Annotated in this window: 16 protein-coding genes; 7 read left to right on the top strand and 9 right to left on the bottom strand. The window is 70.8% G+C overall.

Annotated elements, in window-relative coordinates:
• Nucleotides 1–66: 66 nt before the first annotated feature.
• The 6 genes from STRVI_RS14995 to STRVI_RS14970 form a co-directional block, all read right to left on the bottom strand.
• Nucleotides 67–1,575: an FGGY-family carbohydrate kinase gene (locus STRVI_RS14995; RefSeq protein ID WP_014056501.1), complete on the bottom strand. Its 1,509-nt coding sequence runs from the start codon at nt 1,573–1,575 to the stop codon at nt 67–69.
• A gap of 110 nt (nt 1,576–1,685) precedes the next feature.
• The gene (locus STRVI_RS53465; RefSeq protein WP_014056500.1) at nt 1,686–2,027 is read right to left on the bottom strand and encodes a hypothetical protein; all 342 of its coding nucleotides are present in this window, start codon (nt 2,025–2,027) and stop codon (nt 1,686–1,688) included.
• The gene (locus STRVI_RS56385) at nt 2,003–2,236 is read right to left on the bottom strand and encodes a hypothetical protein (protein ID WP_014056499.1); all 234 of its coding nucleotides are present in this window, start codon (nt 2,234–2,236) and stop codon (nt 2,003–2,005) included. Before STRVI_RS56385 ends, STRVI_RS53465 begins: the two co-directional genes overlap by 25 nt.
• 363 nt (nt 2,237–2,599) lie before the next feature.
• Entirely contained in the window at nt 2,600–4,072 is a 1,473-nt protein-coding gene (locus tag STRVI_RS46315; RefSeq protein WP_014056498.1) for an ankyrin repeat domain-containing protein, read from the bottom strand.
• A gap of 121 nt (nt 4,073–4,193) precedes the next feature.
• Nucleotides 4,194–5,621 carry a GntP family permease gene (locus STRVI_RS14975; protein WP_014056497.1) on the bottom strand — a complete coding sequence of 476 codons (1,428 nt, stop codon included), beginning with the start codon at nt 5,619–5,621 and terminating at the stop codon, nt 4,194–4,196.
• Nucleotides 5,622–5,865: 244 nt separating this feature from the next.
• Nucleotides 5,866–6,861, bottom strand: a complete 996-nt coding sequence (locus STRVI_RS14970; protein ID WP_014056496.1) for a Bug family tripartite tricarboxylate transporter substrate binding protein — start codon at nt 6,859–6,861, stop codon at nt 5,866–5,868.
• Nucleotides 6,862–6,959: 98 nt separating this feature from the next.
• Here STRVI_RS14970 and STRVI_RS14965 point away from each other — a divergent pair, with 98 nt between their 5' ends.
• The 5 genes from STRVI_RS14965 to STRVI_RS14945 all read left to right on the top strand — a co-directional run bounded on the left by STRVI_RS14965 (nt 6,960) and on the right by STRVI_RS14945 (nt 12,708).
• Nucleotides 6,960–8,708 (top strand): sensor histidine kinase, encoded by a 1,749-nt coding sequence (locus STRVI_RS14965; protein WP_043235935.1) that lies wholly within the window; start codon nt 6,960–6,962, stop codon nt 8,706–8,708.
• Nucleotides 8,705–9,397: a response regulator gene (locus tag STRVI_RS14960; RefSeq protein WP_014056494.1), complete on the top strand. Its 693-nt coding sequence runs from the start codon at nt 8,705–8,707 to the stop codon at nt 9,395–9,397. Before STRVI_RS14965 ends, STRVI_RS14960 begins: the two co-directional genes overlap by 4 nt.
• Nucleotides 9,398–9,648: 251 nt before the next feature.
• Complete coding sequence (locus tag STRVI_RS14955; RefSeq protein ID WP_014056493.1) at nt 9,649–10,683, top strand: LacI family DNA-binding transcriptional regulator; 1,035 nt, start codon at nt 9,649–9,651, stop codon at nt 10,681–10,683.
• Nucleotides 10,684–10,858: 175 nt separating this feature from the next.
• Nucleotides 10,859–11,329 (top strand): RpiB/LacA/LacB family sugar-phosphate isomerase, encoded by a 471-nt coding sequence (locus STRVI_RS14950; RefSeq protein WP_014056492.1) that lies wholly within the window; start codon nt 10,859–10,861, stop codon nt 11,327–11,329.
• 35 nt (nt 11,330–11,364) lie between these two features.
• Entirely contained in the window at nt 11,365–12,708 is a 1,344-nt protein-coding gene (locus STRVI_RS14945) for an MFS transporter (RefSeq protein ID WP_014056491.1), read from the top strand.
• 116 nt (nt 12,709–12,824) lie between these two features.
• Here STRVI_RS14945 and STRVI_RS14940 read toward each other — a convergent pair whose 3' ends face one another.
• From STRVI_RS14940 to STRVI_RS14930, 3 genes are all read right to left on the bottom strand, one after another.
• A complete protein-coding gene (locus STRVI_RS14940; protein WP_014056490.1) occupies nt 12,825–13,640 on the bottom strand; it encodes an SAM-dependent methyltransferase in 816 nt (271 codons plus the stop codon).
• A 105-nt stretch (nt 13,641–13,745) separates the two neighbouring features.
• Nucleotides 13,746–13,958 (bottom strand): DUF397 domain-containing protein, encoded by a 213-nt coding sequence (locus STRVI_RS14935; protein WP_050993949.1) that lies wholly within the window; start codon nt 13,956–13,958, stop codon nt 13,746–13,748.
• Nucleotides 13,959–13,983: 25 nt separating this feature from the next.
• The gene (locus STRVI_RS14930; protein WP_014056488.1) at nt 13,984–14,859 is read right to left on the bottom strand and encodes a helix-turn-helix domain-containing protein; all 876 of its coding nucleotides are present in this window, start codon (nt 14,857–14,859) and stop codon (nt 13,984–13,986) included.
• Nucleotides 14,860–15,104: 245 nt separating this feature from the next.
• Here STRVI_RS14930 and STRVI_RS14925 point away from each other — a divergent pair, with 245 nt between their 5' ends.
• Together STRVI_RS14925 and STRVI_RS14920 are read left to right on the top strand one after the other, a co-directional pair.
• Entirely contained in the window at nt 15,105–15,566 is a 462-nt protein-coding gene (locus STRVI_RS14925; protein WP_014056487.1) for an ATP-binding protein, read from the top strand.
• A gap of 129 nt (nt 15,567–15,695) precedes the next feature.
• Nucleotides 15,696–16,016, top strand: coding sequence for a hypothetical protein (locus STRVI_RS14920; RefSeq protein ID WP_251982622.1), 321 nt, complete (start codon nt 15,696–15,698; stop codon nt 16,014–16,016).
• Nucleotides 16,017–16,231 lie beyond the last annotated feature (215 nt).

Raw genomic sequence — 16,231 nt, 5'->3', positions numbered from 1 at the left:
CAAGCATTGGGCCGGGATGCACAAGCAGCACCGAAGTGAATTCGCTTTCAGAATGTGGAAGAGCTCTCAACGCTCCTGCAGTGCCGCAAGGGCGTGGACGGTCACGGCGGTGTCCGGGTACAGCCGCCGGTAGAGGGCGTACAGCTCGTCGTAGCGCCCGGTGTGCTCGGCGCCGGGCGTCACCGTCTCGCGCACCGGGTTCCAGTCCTCGATGGAGGCGTCCCCGACGAGCTGCGCGGCCAGCAGAGCGTCGCCGTAACCGGCGCCGATGGTGATGGTGCGCAGCTCCTGCGGGCGGCCGGTGATGTCGGAGACGATCTGCGTCCACAGGGAGCCCTGGGTGCCGCCACCGACGGCGACCACACGGCGGATGTCACCGCCGGCCGCCTCGATGACCTCGATGTTCTGGCGGACGCCGAACCCGGTGGCTTCGAGCGCGGCCCGGTAGAGGTCGCCACGGGTGTGGGACAGGGTCAGCCCGGCGATCACTCCGCGGGCGTCCGGGTCCATGATCGGGGTCCGCTCGCCGGAGAAGTACGGGAGCATCAGCAGGCCATTGGCGCCGGGCCCCGACTCGGCGGCCAGCGCGGTGAGTTCGGCGTGGTCCCCGTCGGCGAACAGGTCCCGCAGCCAGTTGGCGACCGCACCGGAAGTGGCCATGCCGCCGGCCAGATTCCGGGTTCCGGGCAGGGCACCGACCGTGCCCCACAGGGACGGGCTGGTCAGCGGCTTGGGCACGGTGTGGATGAGAAACATGGTGGTGCCGTACATCAGCATCAGATCGCCGATGTGCTGCGCCCCCACGCTCAGGGCCTCGGCCCAGGCGTCGATGGTGCCGGTGGTGACAGGGATCCCGGCGGGCAGGCCGGTCGCCTCGGCGGCCTCGGTGGTGAGGGCGCCGGCCACCTCGCCGGGCCAGCGCAGTGGCGGCAGTTCGATACCGGGGGCGACCTCGGCGGCCCAGGGGCCGTACCACTCGCCTGCGAGCGTGTCGTACAGCGGGGTGCACTGGCTGGCCGAGTGGTGGTCGAGGACGTAGTTTCCGGTGAGCTTCCTGACCAACCAGGAGCTCGGCATGTACAGCCGCCGGGCCCGCGCGTAGACCTCGGGCTCCTCCTCGGCGATCCAGGCGATTTTCGGCCCGGCGGCCTGCGTGGTCAGGGCGGAGCCGCAGCGGCGGATGATCTCCTCGGCCCCGAGCCGCGCCTCGATGCGCTGGATCTGCAGGACCGAGCGGGTGTCCACCCCGTACAGAACGGCGGGGCGCAGCGGGGTGTCGTGCTCATCGGCCAGCAGAACGCAGGGCCCCATGCCACTGACCCCGACGGCGACCACGGTGGTGTCACCGGGGGCGGTGCCATCCGCGGCGGTGTCACCGGAGGCGGTCAACTCCCGGGTGAGTTCGACGAACTCGCACCACCAGACGGCAGCGTCCATCTCGAAGTGACCGGGGCCGGGCCTTGCGGGGGTGTGCTCCCGAGTGGCCGAGCGGATCAGTGTGCCATCGAGACCGACGAGAACGCCCTTGCTGCTCGAGGTGCCGATGTCCACACCGATGACTGCGTTGCGAGGCATGGCGAGCACGCTGGCAGAAGGCGATTTCAGCGTCAAGGAAGTGCGGACACATGGCCCTTATCGGGGAGAAAAGCCATATCAACAGCACGAACAGCAGCTCGTGGAGTCGGTCACGGCGTCCCGTGAGAAGTCGTCCCATGCCACGGTGGCCCGGTGGCGATGGTGTGGCCGAGCAGGTGCAGTGGGGCGGCGCTTACTCCGGCCGCTTCGACCGCGTCCCAGTAGGCGTGCGCATGGGAGGCGTTGACCAGCCCGTGGACCAGTGGCAGGCCGGGCACGGCGGTGCGCAGCAGGGATTCGAGTCGGCAGGAGGCGACCGTGCCCGGTAGCCAGGATCGTTCGGCGTATCCGGAGGCGGCGGCCGGTGGGAGGTTGTCCGCGATGTGCCGCTCGGTGTCGCCGACCGCGAGCAGGCCGCCTCCGACGGTCAGCACATCGCGCTGCCCGCGCATCCGGGCGAGGGCGCGTGCGGTGTCGAAACAGTGCGGGAAGAGTCGTCGACCACGACGGTGCCGGGGCGCAGCCGGTCGACGTCGAGGACGGCCTTGCCGCCGCTGACGGCGGTGACGACCAGGTCGGCCTCGTACACGGCTGAGGGAAAGGCCGGGGCGGACTCGGCCGTCGCCACCGACTCGGCCAGGCCGCTCCCGCGCAGCTCCATGGCATCAACTCCACGGCGTCCGGGCCCAGGACGGTGTCCACCGCGCGGCCGCGGCTGAGGGCCGCGCGGTCCAGGACACGTGGCACCGCCACCTCGTCCAGGGGCGGGAAGGTGACCGCCAAGGTGGCCTCGGCCAGGCCGTAGACCGGCAGCGGGGCCCGCTCGTCGAGCCCGGTCCGGGGCCGCGCGTCGGCGGCGTCCAACAAGACCTGCGGAAGCGTGGTCTCGCCATTCGGTCCCGTCATCAAGATCCCCAACTCACTTGCCGTCCCCTAGTGGGAGGCACGGAGAGAGCATCGGGTTCCAGGGGGTCGGCAATCCCTCACCTCGGCATTCACCTCCGCGTTCACCTCCGCGTTCACCTCAACGTTCGCCCGGGGCCACAGCGGCGAGCCGGTCCACCACGGCCTGGTAGTGGGTCAGGCCGTGGTCGACCCACTGCATGGCGCTCTCGCGAGCCGTCCGACCATAGGTGCCCGGCCGGTCACCCACGCCGCGGCTCACCATGATGTCGACGAGTTCAACGAGATAGTCGGCGGAGAGTTCACGCTCGTAGTAGCCGGTGACGGCGAGCAGAGAGTCCAGCGGATGGTCGTAGGGCGCGCCGGTGTCCAGCAGGAAGCGGACCTGATTGCGCAGTACGGACAGCTCCTCCTCGTAGCCGTACGGCAGCCTGCGGACGAGCGCGTCCACGCGCGTGGTCGCGAGTTCGCGGCTGACGGCTCCCCGTTCCAGCAGCAGGCGCACCTGCCGCTCCGGGTACGGATCCGACCGGACGGCCAGGTCGAGCAGGGTCTGACCGGCGGTGTTGGTGGCGTTGATATCGGCGCCCGCGTCCAGCAGGGACCACAGGAGGCTCCAGTGCTCCTCGTCTTCGACCCGGCGGGCGGTGGGATACGGACGGCCCGGACCGGCGGCCGCGAACTGGGGTGCGTTGCCGAAGGCCGCCTGGGCGCACGGATCGGCACCCGTCGCAAGCAGTACGTCGACCGCCGCGGCCGAACGCGCCGCCACGGCGTGGTGCAGCGGTGTTGCGGCGTACTCGTCGAGCGTGCCGACGTCAGCGCCCTCGCCGAGCGCGGCGCGCAGCGCGGCCGGGTCCCCGGCGGCAGCGGCCAGCAGCAGGGCGCGGCCGGCCGGGTCCGGGGTATCGCGGGGTGGGAGTTCCAGGATGGCGAAGGCCACTTCCTGGTTCGGCGGGGCGGCGCTGGCCAGCATGACGAACCGTGCTCCGGGGAGCCGTGTCGCCACATGGCCCAGGTAGCAGTCCTCCTCGAAGTCCTCCGTCAGGAAGTCCATCGGGCCGAGGACACCGCAGAGCAACTGGACGACGGAGCGTCGCCGCGGGTCCCGTATGCCTCGCAGAAGAGCGAGCCATTCGTTCCCTTCTTCGCCGTCTGCCTTTACGCCTTCATCCTCCGCGGCCGTGACGAAAACGTGCGCGCCGAACTCGGCCGTCTCCGCCGCCCACTCCTCCTCGTCGAGTTCCGTCAGATCCTCCTCGTCGGGGAGTTCGTCGCCGAGGAGATCCAGCGCCTCGTAGAGCGAGGGCGCGACACCGATGAGGGAGAACCAGGCACCGTCCTCGTCCTCGAACTCCTCGTCCTCGGACTCCTCGTCGGTGTCCTCGGTGGCGTCCGGCACCGGCACGGCGTCCGGGGCCGCCGTGCCGGTGCCGGGGGCTGGGGCGCCGAAGAGTTCAGCGAGGGCCGCGTCGTCGAACACCGTCTCCTCGGGGTCGTACTGCAGGACCACATAGCGCCCACCGGTGAGCTCCTCCCGCAGCTCACCCGACTCGGCCTCCGCGAGACACCGCAACAGCTCGTCAAGATCCATGGCCGGAGTCTGGCAGGCGGGTCCGACAGCCTCCGGGCAGCCGGGCCCGCCGCGATCGGCGCGGTCGTGGTAGGCCCGGTCGCGACCGGGCCTACCACGACCGCCCCGCCGCCGCCTCCCCTCAGGCGAACACCGACAGCAGCAGGGCCATCGCCAGGCCGAGCACGCTGACCAGCGTCTGCACAACCGTCTGGGTCTTGGTGGCCTGGCCGAGGTCCATCCCGAACGACTCCTTCACCAGCCAGAACCCCGCGTGGTTGACATAGTTGAGGCCGAGGGAACCGGCCCCGATCGCGACCACCAGCAGGGACGCCTCCAGGCCCCCGCCGTCACCGATCAGCGGGGCCACGATGCCGGTGGCGGAAACGATGCCGACGGTGGCGGAGCCCGTGGTCAGCGACAGCAGCAGGGCGATCAGCCAGCCCAGCAGGATCACATTGATATGGGCGCCCTCGGCGGCAGAGGCGATGGCATCGCCGATGCCGGAGTCCTGAAGGACCTGCTTGAACGCCCCTCCCCCACCGATGATGAGCAGGATCGCGGCGATGGACTTCAGACTGTCGGTCAGGGAGGCGCGGGTCTCCTCACCGGAGCGGCCGGAGCCGGCGAACGTCACCCCGAGGGCGAAGACGAAACCGGCGAGCATCGCCACCAGCGGCTCTCCGGCGAATACGAGCGCCGCGCCCAGCCCGCTCGACTCGTCCAGCACCGTCTCGGCGAGCGTACGCAGCAGCATCAGGACGACGGGGACCAGCACGGCCGCCACGGCCAGGCCGGTGGGCACACCGGTCCGGCGGGGCGTGTCCGTGCCCGCCTGCGCACCGGGTCCCGAGGTGGCCGCAGCGGGCTGCCGCTCGGCCCCGGCGAACTGGGCCACCAGTTCGGCGTCCGGGGCGACGTCGGGAAGCCGGGGCGCGATCCAGCGGGCGTAGACGGGACCCGCCAGGATGACGGTGGGCACGGCGCAGACGATGCCGACGCCGAGGGTGAGACCGAGGTCGGCGTGGAGGCCGGTCATCGCGGTCAGCGGTCCGGGGTGGGGCGGCAGCATGCCGTGCAGGGTGGACAGCGAGGCGATGGCGGGCACGCCGAGGAGTACGTACGGGCTGCCCTTGGTGCCGCCCTGGCCCTCCATCCTGCGGGCGACGCTGAAGATCAAGGGCAGCAGCACGATCAGGCCCACCTCGAAGAACATGGGCACGCCGATGACGAACGCCGCGGCGCCGACCAGCCAGGGCAGCCTGCGCGGCTCGGCGCGGGCGACGAGGGCGCGGGCGATGGTGTCGGTCGCACCCGAGTCGGAGAGCAGACGGCCGAGCATGGCGCCGAGGGCGAGGGTGACGCCCACGTCGCCGAGGGTGCCTCCGGCGCCCTCTTCGATGGATCCGGCGAGTTTCGAGGCGGGTTCCCCGGCCGCGATCCCCGTGCCCACGCTGACCAGGATCAGCGCGACGAACGGGTGGACACGCAGCCGGGAGTTGATGAGGTAGATCAGTGCTGCTATCGCCACCGTGAGGATGAGCAGCAGCCACCAGGTGTGTGCGGTCATGCGGTGCCTTCCAGGACATGCGTGTCATTACGGGACACGGGACATGCGGGCGGGTTCGTACGGCCACCAGGGCATGGGTGGGTCAGGGGGGCAGGGGAGTGGGTCAGAGGGCGGGGGTGATCCGGGTCGAGGGCATGGGTGGGTCAGGGGGTGGTGGGGGTCGAGGGCATGCGGGCGTGAGGCGGTGGCCGGTGGCAGCCGCCATAGCGGTCACCGGTGGCGGCCCCGCCCCGGAGGGTGTCGGTCAGTCCAGTCCCAGGTGTCCGACCAGTTCGGCCACGGCCTTGTCCTGCCGGGCCAGGTAGGTGGCGAAGGCGCCACCGGTGGCGAAGGCGTCGGTCCAGCCGTGGCGGGTGAGCTCGGCCTTCCACTGCCGGGAGGTGTGCAGCGCGGTCAGCACCTCGATCCAGCGTTTGCGGTCCGCGGAGCTGATGCCGGGCGGGGCGACGATCCCCCGCCAGTTGTCGAAGACGAGATCGATCCCGGCGGCCTTCAGCGTCGGCACCCTGGGCAGCGCGGCCACCGGCCGGTCGCTGGTGACCGCGAGCACCCTGAGCTGTCCTGCGGCGATCTGGTCGAGGAACTCGCCGATGCCGCTGGTGGCGAAGTCGACTCGGCCGTCCAACAGGGCGGGGAGCAGATCGCCGCCACCGCCGTCGTAGGCGGCGTACCGCACCTTCTTCGGCTGGATGCCGACCGCGCCGGCCAGCGCCATGGGCAGCAGGTGGTCCGGGCCGCCCAGGGACGAGCCGCCGCCGACCGTGACGCCTCCGGGGCTGTTGCGCCACTCGGTGACCAGGTCGGCGAGGGTGCGGTACGGCGAGTCCTTGCGGACGACCACCGCTTCGGGCTCCTCGATCAGGCGGGCGATCGGGGTGGTCCGCGCGACGGTCACCTTCGCGCCCTGCACATGGGCCGCGCCGAGGACGCCGAGGCCCATCTGCAGGGCGAGCCGTCCGTTGCCCCGTTCGTCCACGGTGCGCCGCAGGCCGACGGTGCCACCGGCTCCGGGCAGGTTGAACACCTCCATGTCCGAGGCGGTCCCGGTCTCCTCCAGCACCCGGGCCACGGTCCGTGCCGTGGTGTCGTACCCGCCTCCGGGTGTGTTGGGCACCAGGATCCGCAGACCGTCGTCCGCGGTGTCCCCCGGGCCCGGCCAGGTGCCACACGCGCCGACGAGCAGGGACAGCACAGCGGCCAGGAGGCCGGACAGGGCGCGGGTGCGGGTGCGGCCGCTCATGGCACCTCCCTTTCGCTTCCCATACGGCGGACGCCATGATTGTGCAGCCTGGTGAGAAATGCGCCCAGGTTGTGTCAGCAGGAGAGATTGAGTTCATTGTGGTCGCCGCGTTCCGTCGTCAAACGCTCGCGGGCGAGATGCTGGTGTTGCAGCTCGCCATCGTCGTGGTGGTGCTGATGGCGGTCGCCGCGGTCTCGCTCGCGCAGTCGGAGGCCACCTTCAACCGGGTGGAGGGCCGCCGGGTCGGTGCGCTCGCCGAGCAGCTTGCCGCCCAGCCGCTGGTACGCACCCGGCTGGTGGGCCCCTCACCGGCGGAGGCGCTGGCCCCGTTGGTGTATTCGTCCCGGGTGCAGTCGCGGGTGACGTCCGTCACGGTGGCCGACGGTAACGGGCGCGTCGTCAGCTCGACGAATCCCACGGTGCTCGGCGACCAGCTGCCGCTGGGCAAGGGGGTCGGTGCGGGGCGCGGCTGGTCGGGCACGCTGGACTGGGACGGCAGCCGGGAGCTGGTGGCTCAGGTGCCGGTCCTCGGTGCGACGGGCGACGACCTGGGGCGGCAACTGGGCACCGTCATGATCGGCGAGGCGTCTCCCACGGTGTGGCAGCGGCTGAGCGGCGCGTCCTCGTACCTGCCCGTCTACCTCGGTGTCGCCAGCGCGCTCGGCGTCGTCGGCTCCTGGCTGCTCGCCCGGCGCGTCAAACGGCAGACGCTCGGGCTGGAGCCGCGTGAGATCACCGGGCTGGCCGAGCACCGCGAGGCGATGCTGTACGGCATCGCCGAGGGCGTTGTCGCGCTCGATCCGCAGCATCGGGTGACGCTCGTCAACGACATGGGCAGACGGCTGCTGGACCTGCCCGAGGACTGCGTGGGCCGGAATCTGGCCGAGCTCGGCATCGAGGGACGGCTGCTGGACGTGCTGGCCGGTGCACGGAAGGAAACGACGGACCCGAAGGACGAGGTCGTCGTCCGGCACGGCCGTGTCCTGGTCATGAACCGGATGACCGTCGTCAAGGACGGACGGCCGCTCGGCTCCGTCACCACGCTGCGGGACCGCACCGAGCTGGCGAGGCTGGAGCGCGAGATCGGCTCTTTCCGGAGTACCTCCGAGCTGCTGCGCGCGCAGACCCACGAGTTCGCCAACCAGTTGCACACCATCTCCGGGCTGATCCAGATCGGCGAGCAGGAGGAGGTGGTGCGCTACATCCGCGCGCTGAACCAGCGCCGCCAGTCGCTGGACATGTCCATCGGCCGCCGGGTCCGGGACACCGCCGTGGCCGCGCTGCTGATGGCGAAGGCGTCGCAGGCCGCCGAGCGGAAGGTGGCCCTGCGCCTCTCGGACCGCACCGCGCTGGACCGGCTGACCCCCGAGGACGCCGCCGATGTGGCGACCGTGGTCGGCAATCTGGTCGACAACGCCATCGACGCCGCCACATCCGAGCGCGGTGACGGGAATGGGGGCGGTGACGGGAATGGGGGCGGTGACGGGAACAGGGGCGGTGACGGGAATGGGGCCGCCGGGGACATGACCAGGCTCGGGGCCCGGGACGGCGACGAGCCATGGGTGGAGGTCGAGTTGCGCCAGGACAACGCCAGTGTGGAGATCGTGGTGCGCGATTCCGGCCCCGGCGTCGCCCCCGGACTCGCCCAGGAGGTCTTCGCCCATGGCTTCACCACCAAGGCCGCCCGGGAGGGCGAGCGCGGCATCGGGCTCGCCCTCACCCGGCTCGTCTGCGAGCGCCGAGGTGGCGAGATCGCGGTGACCAACACCCCCCAGGGCGCGATGTTCAGCGCCCGCATGTCCGTCAGCCACCCCGCCGACGCGGTGGCGGAAGGAGCGACCCGATGACCGAGTCGGCCGGCACGATCGATGTGCTCGTCGTGGACGACGACTTCATGGTGGCCCGTGTCCACCGCACCTTCGTGGAGCGGATGGCGCCGTTCCGCGTCGTCGGCACCGCGCACACCGGCGAGCAGGCGATCGAGGCGGTCGACGCGCTCCGTCCCGACCTGGTCCTGCTCGACCTCTATCTGCCCGACCTCTTCGGCCTGGACGTCATCCCCCGGCTGCGCACCGCCGGGCACGACTGCGATGTCATGGTGATCACCGCGGCGCGGGAGGCCGACGCGGTGCGCGGCGCGGTCCGCCAGGGCGTGGTGGACTACCTCCTCAAGCCCTTCGACTACGAGGATCTGCAGCCCCGCCTCGAACGCTATGCGACCCAGCGCGGACGGCTGCTCACCACCGTCGTCCGTGGCCAGGCGGATGTGGACCGGGTCCTGGCCGGGGCGTTCGCACCCCCGGCGGGCGGCGCCCTCCCCAAGGGCCTGAGCGTGGAGACCGCCCAGCTCGTCGAGCGCGCCCTCCGCGAGGCGGACGGCACCGTCTCCGCCGCCGAGGCGGCCACCACGATCGGCATCTCCCGCGTCAGCGCCCGCCGTTACCTGGAGTACTTCCACGCCACCGGCAACGCCGACGTCTCCCTGCGATACGGCACCGCCGGCCGCCCGGAGCGCCGCTACAACTGGCGAACGTAGCACCCCGGTCCGGTCCGCACCGGTTCGCACCGACCCGGTGGGCGGCCCGGGGTGGGACAGCCGAACGAGCCTTGTCATGACCCTTGACGCGGGTCGGCGCGTCCACCAAGATCCCACTGGAATCGATTCCATGGAAACGGTTCCAGTGGGATTCATTCCGAGCCACGCCGTCCCTGTCCCTCCCCCAACCTCACCATCAGGGCGGCCGCTTCGCCGCACCCGCACGAGCCCGACCCAGCGAAAGGCCCCATGTGGACGCCACCGTTACCCTCAAGGACGTCGCGGCGCGTGCGGGTGTCTCCGTGGGGACCGCGTCGCGGGTGCTCTCCGGCCACTCGGCCACCTCACCCGCGGCCCGCGAACGTGTGCGGGCGGCGGCCACCGAACTCGGCTATCGGATGAACGCCCGGGCGCAGGCGCTGCGTTCGGCGCGCAGCCATGCGGTGGGGCTCCTCGTCTCCGACGTACGCAACCCGTTCTTCGCGGACATCGCCCACGGCGCCGAACAGACCGCGCTCGCCTCCTCGTACGTCACGCTGCTGGCCAACGCCAACGAGGACACCGCACAGCAGGACACCTACCTGGATGTGTTCCTCACCCAGCGGGTGGACGGCATCATCATCGCTCCCCAAGGAGAGGGCCGCGGCGACCTGCGCGCTCTGGAACAGGCGCGGGTGCCGCTGGTCTTCGTGGACCGCACCGTCGACGGGTTCGATGTGCCCAGCGTGACCGCCGACAACGCACAGGGGGTCGAGCTCGCCGTCGCCCATCTCGCCGAACAGGGCCACACCCGTATCGGATACATCGGCGGACCGCCGTCCGTGTCCACCGGGCGGGCGCGTCTGAGCGCGTTCCTGGAGTCGATCGCCCGCCACGAGCTGGACGACGACCCCGCGCTGATCACGGCGGGCGACTTCCGCCGGGCGAGCGGTGGCACGGCGGCCGCCAAACTCCTCGCGAACCACCGGCCGCCGACCGCGTTGCTCGCCGCCGACAGCCTGATGGCGGTCGGCGCCGTGGCCGAGGTGCGCCGGCGCGGTCTGCGGATCGGCGAGGATCTGGCCCTGGTCGCCTTCGACGACATCGAGTGGTTCGGCGAACTCGACCCCCCGCTCACCGTGGTGGCCCACGACGCCCGCGCCTTAGGGGCGACCGCGATGCGGCTCCTGCTCGACGTCATCAACGGCGGCACGGCCGAATCCGTCGTCCTCCCCATGCGGCTGATCCCCCGCCGGTCATCGTCGGCGCGGCCGACACACACCGCCGCCGTCCACCCCTCCGTCTGACGGCCCCGACCCACCCACACCCACGGCCCGAACACCCACGGCCCCAACACCCACAGCCCCAACACCCACAGCCCGAACACCCACTCCGCGGAGCCGCCCACTGTGCGGCCCCGCCGCCTCGGCGCGGCCTTCGCGGACCACCCTCACCTGCCCGACGCACGACGAAAGGCTGACCATGCGCATCGCACTCGGCAACGACCACGCGGGGCTGGCGCTCAAAGAACACGTCCGCCAGGTGCTGCGACGTCTGGGACATGAGGTGGCCGACTTCGGCCCGGACACCGAAACCCCCGTCGACTTCCCCGACATCACCTTCGCCACCTGCGACGCCGTACGCCGCGGCGAGGCCGACCGCGCCGTGCTGGTGTGCGGGACGGGCGCGGGGGCGCTGATGGCCGCCAACAAGATCGCGGGCATTCGATGCGGTCTGGGACATGACGTGTACTCCGCCCACCAGGCCGTCGAGCACGACGACGCCAACGCGCTCGCCATGGGTGCGTGGCTGATCGGTCCTGCCATGGCCACGGAGGTCCTGGAGGCGTTCCTGGCCGCGACGTTCGACGACGACGCCGACACGGTGCGCCGCGTGGCCAAGCTCCGCGATCTGGAACTGCGCTCGGCCCGCGAGCTCGCCGACCGCATCTGACTTCTCTGGCACACCTCCGATCGAAGGAGACCGGTATGAGCGCTCCTGCCTCGCCCCCGACCCCGCCACCCACGCGTGGACGCGTCCGCACGGCCCTCGCGTCCGCCGTCGGCACCTGTGTCGAGAACTACGACTTCGTCGCCTACGGCACCGCGTCCGCCCTGTACTTCGGCGACGCGTTCTTCCCCAACTCGGACCCGGTGGTCGGCACTCTGCTGGCCTTCGTCACCCTCGGCGTCGGCTTCCTGATGCGCCCGATCGGCGGGGCCATCGGCGGCTACCTCGGCGACCGCCACGGGCGTAAACCGGTCCTGGTCGCGGCCCTGCTGACGATGGGCATCGCCACCGTCCTGATCGGCATGCTGCCCACGTATGGGCAGGTCGGGGTGTTCGCGCCGGTGCTGCTGGTGGTCATCCGCTGTATTCAGGGGCTGGCGTTCGGCGCCGAGTGGGGCAGCGCCGTGATGATGACGTACGAGCACGCGCCCCGCACCCGCCGCGGCCTGTACTCGGCGATACCCCAGGCAGGCAACCCGCTGGGCATCGCGCTCGCCAATATCGCCTTCCTGCTCTCCTCCACCCTCGACTCCGACTGGGCCTGGCGGCTGCCGTTCCTGGCCAGCGCCCTGCTGATCGTGGCCGGAGTGGTCATCCGGATGAAGCTCACCGAGTCCCCGGAGTTCGAGGCCGCCCGGGCGAAGGGCACCACCGTGCGCAACCCGGTGCTCAGCGTGGTGCGCGAGGACTGGCGCAACATCCTGCGCATCATCGCCCTGCGCGTCGTGGAGTCCTGTGCCTACTACCTGACCGCCACCTACCTCCTGTCCTACATCACCGACCGCGACTCCGGCGACCGTGGCGTGGCACTCGCCGGTGTGGTCACCGCCAGTCTGCTCGCCACCGCCACCACCGTGCTCTCCGGCGCGCTCACGGACCGCGTGGGTCGCCGCACCGTCTACCTGGTGGCCTGTGTGCTGGCCGCCCTCTTCGGCTTCCCGATGTTCCTGATGGCCAACTCCGGGGCCCCGGTGCTCATCGTGCTGATCTTCCTGATCGGCATCGGGGTGATCCACGCCGCGCTGACGGGCACTCAGGCGGCCTGGTTCGCCGAGCTGTTCAACACCGCCACCCGCACGTCCGGGGCCTCACTGGGCTACCAGACGGCGGCGTCGGTGGCCGGTTTCGCGCCGTTCCTCGCCGTCCTGCTCGCGGAGTCCTTCGGCTGGGCGGGCCCGGCCGGGCTCTATGTGTGCATGGCGCTGGTGGGACTCGTCGGTGTGCTGTCCACCCGCGAGACCTGGGGTCCCGGGCAGCGCACGGCCCTCCCGGCCGATCAGCCGCGGCGCGTGGCCGACCGGGAGCGGCATCCCTCGCACTGAGCGGCAGCCGGGTGATCCGGGGCCCGGACACGGCACCGGGCTCGCCGGTGCGGGCCGCGCTGACGCGGCCGCCCGCACCGGCGAGCCCATGGAGGACAGACACCGAAGGTACGACCTCAGGGCTTGCGGGCCACCGCTCCGTACATCGCGATGTCCTCGTCCTTGATGGTTTCGGTGGAGGTGCCGTCCGGGCGCCACTTGTGGACCTGGGTGACGCCGGGCTCGACCAGGTCGAGGCCGTCGAAGAACCGCTCGGCCTCGGCCTCGGTGCGCAGCCGCATGGGCATGTCGCGGGCCGCGTACTCGCGGGCGACCCGGGCCACCTCGTCCGGCGCGAAGTCGGCGGTGCCGATGGACATCGCCAGACAGCTTCCGGAGGGCAGCGGCTCCAGGAGGCGGTTGACGATTCCGTAGGCGTCGTCCTTGTCCAGGACGAAGTGCACGATGGCGATGACCGTCAGGGCGACCGGGCGGCCGAGGTCGAGGGTCTCGCGGAGCTCGGGGGCCTGAAGGATGGAGGCGGGCTCGCACATGTCCGCCTCGACATAGGCGGTCCTGCCCTCGGGTGTGCTGGCGAGCAGCCCCTGGGAGAGGGTGAGGACGATGGGGTCGTTGTCCACGTAGACGACCCGGGAGTCCGGGGCGACCGCCTGGGCGATCTCATGGAGGTTGGGCGAGGTCGGGATGCCGGTCCCGATGTCGAGGAACTGCCGGATCCCCGCCTCTTCGGCCAGATAGCGCACGGCCCGGTTCATGAAGTCGCGGTTGGCCCGCATATGGATCGGGAGGGCGGGCCACTCCCGGGACATGGCGATGCCCGCTTCCTTGTCGGCCGGGTAGTAGTCCTTACCGCCGAGGATGTAGTCGTAGATTCGTGCCGAATGCGCGCTCTCGGTGTCGATGCGGTCGGCCGACCATCCGTTGTCGCTCAAGGCGTCCCCTCCCAGTGGATCGTCAGTTCGCTGTCGGTGTGGCCCCCTGTCCGTGCTGGGCCGGGCCGGCCTCGCACAGACAGGGAAGGTTGCGGTGCCGTGGCGCTAGCAGAGGAAGTCGGCGTCGCCCGCCTTCACACCTGCCAGAAACCGGGTCATCTCGTGTGTGGTGAAAACCAGTGCGGGGCCGTCGGGATCGGTCGACTGACGCAGCGCCACCCGCCCGTCGTGCAGCTTCTTGGCTTCGACGCAGGCGCCCCCGGCGTCGTCGCTCCACGGCTTGGACCAGCCCCTGGTGCCGAGATCACGGGAGGGCATGCCGCTGCGTATGTGGTGGTGCACTTCAGAGCTCCTTGCGAATGGCGCCGAGGACGGCCTCGGTTTTCCTGGCGGGCACCGACTGGGCGCCCATCCGGTCCAGGACCTCGCGGTACACCACCACGTCTTCCTCTTTGTCCAGATACACCGCGCCGACCAGGCCGCTGAGGTAGACGATGTCGGGCAACTCCGCGGCCCTGAACCGGAAGACATGGAACGCGCCGGCCCGCATGGCCGGATGCGGACCGCTTCCGAACGGCATGATCTGCACGGTCACGTGAGGAAGAGCGCTGATCTCGATCAGGTGGTCGATCTGGGCGCGCATCACGGCCGGGCCGCCGACCGGCCACCTCAGCACGGTCTCGTCCATCACGACCCACAGCCGGGGAGGGGATTCCCGGGACAGCAGTTCCTGGCGCTGCATGCGCAGGGCGACCCTGCGCTCGGTGGCCTCCGCCGGAGCATGCGGGTTGCCGGCGCTGAGCAGCGCACGGGCGTAGTCCTCGGTCTGCAGCAGCCCGTGGACGAACTGCGCCTCGTAGGCGCGGATCTGAAGCGCCGCCTGCTCCAGGTTCAGATACGCGGCGAACCAGTCCGGCATCACATCGCGGTAGGTGTGCCACCAGCCGCGCTTGTTGGCCTCGCGGACCGACTTCAAGAAGGTGTCGATCTCATGCCCGTCGGTGACGCCGTACGTCTGGAGCAGCTTCTCCACGTCCGCGAGCCTGAGCCGCGCCACTTTTGCGGCTTCCATCCTGCGGATCGTCGAGTGGCTGACCCCGATCGCCGCTCCCGCCTGGTCGTATGTCAGGCCGGCGCGCGTCCGCAGCTCCTCCAACTGCCTGCCGAGGATCATGCGGAGGACAGAGGGTGCACCGCCCCATGCGGTTTCCGCGGCCAACGCTCTACCTCCCCACACCGGGCATTACGGCTGCAGTCTGTCACGGTCCCCGGACCGGGCAAGCGGAACCTCCGATGGCAACTTGCAATTTCCAATTTACCGCTTGCAACTCGTTCGTTGCACCTGTCACAGTGGTCACACCGTCCGATCACGGTGGGAACGCTTGCGTGGGTACGTCCGTAGGCACTGCGCAGTGCGGGAACGGCACGGTCCATGACGCGCAGGCAGACGAAAGGCGGCCGCTCGTGGCTCCCCTCGCCCTTCCCCTGACTCCCCTTCGGACGTCCCGGGAGCGGGACACGCATCCGGCAGTCGCCTTACGGCTGCCCGCCATCGCCTCCTCGGTGAGCACAGTGCGCACGGCCGTGCGCGAGCGGCTGCGCGCCTGGGGCGTGAGCGCCCAGGCGTGCGACGACACGCTCCTCGTGGTCTCCGAGCTGGTCACCAACGTGATCACACATACGCTCAGCGATCATCTGGAGTGCAGGCTGAGCATCGGCGCGGGACATCTGCGCCTCGAGGTCGAGGAACAGCTCCGGGCCCACACCCTCCCCGCGCCGCGCACCCCCGACCCCGATGAGCACGGGGGACGAGGGCTGCTGCTGGTCGGCGCGGTGAGCAGCGCCTGGGGCGTCAGGGACACCCCGCACGGGCCGGGGCGGATCATCTGGGCCGAGCTGCCGGCGCGCACGGAAGAGTGTCACTGACTGATGGACCGACAGTTTGTTGCCCCTGAGGCCCCATCACTCAGCGCGCCGAACCGCTGGCGAGGCCACAGCGGACGCCTGCGTCTGCCGGACGGACTGCCCGCCAGACTGGGATACGACGCGGTGGGGATGCCCGCGGACATCGGCCGGCGGGTCATGAAGTGCCTGCCCCGCATCGGCTGTGTCTTCGCCGACGATCAGCGGTGGTGGTGGATCGTGCCGTCCGCATCCCATATCGACGTCGCCTGGCCGTCGTTCACCAGCTACGCGATCGGCGCCCATATGACCGACCTGAGCGCCCGCTCCCGCCTCCCCCGCCTGGTCCATCACCCCCAGGACGACTCGCCGTACACGCCGCCGATTCCGCTGTACTTCATGACCTGCCATATCGCCGGCATCCGGCCCCACTGGTCACCGGGGGACGCCACCGGGCCGTCCCAAGCGGTGTGAGCCGGACCGTACCGCCTCCCGCACACTGATGCTCCGCACGAGGCCCAGCAAGGCCGACAACGTTGTCCCAACTATGGACAAACACCCGTTGTGAATGCTCTGGTATTCGTGCAGCAAGTGTTCCCTGTGGAAGAGTCCCGCCGCCCACCGGGCGGCGGCGCCAACCGGACCATGGAGCAGCAGCGTGCTGAAACACTTGTTCCTCCGCTTCCCCT

The sequence above is a fragment of the Streptomyces violaceusniger Tu 4113 genome (assembly GCF_000147815.2).
Lineage (GTDB): Bacteria > Actinomycetota > Actinomycetes > Streptomycetales > Streptomycetaceae > Streptomyces > Streptomyces violaceusniger_A.
This window is presented reverse-complemented; position numbering and strand designations above follow the sequence as displayed.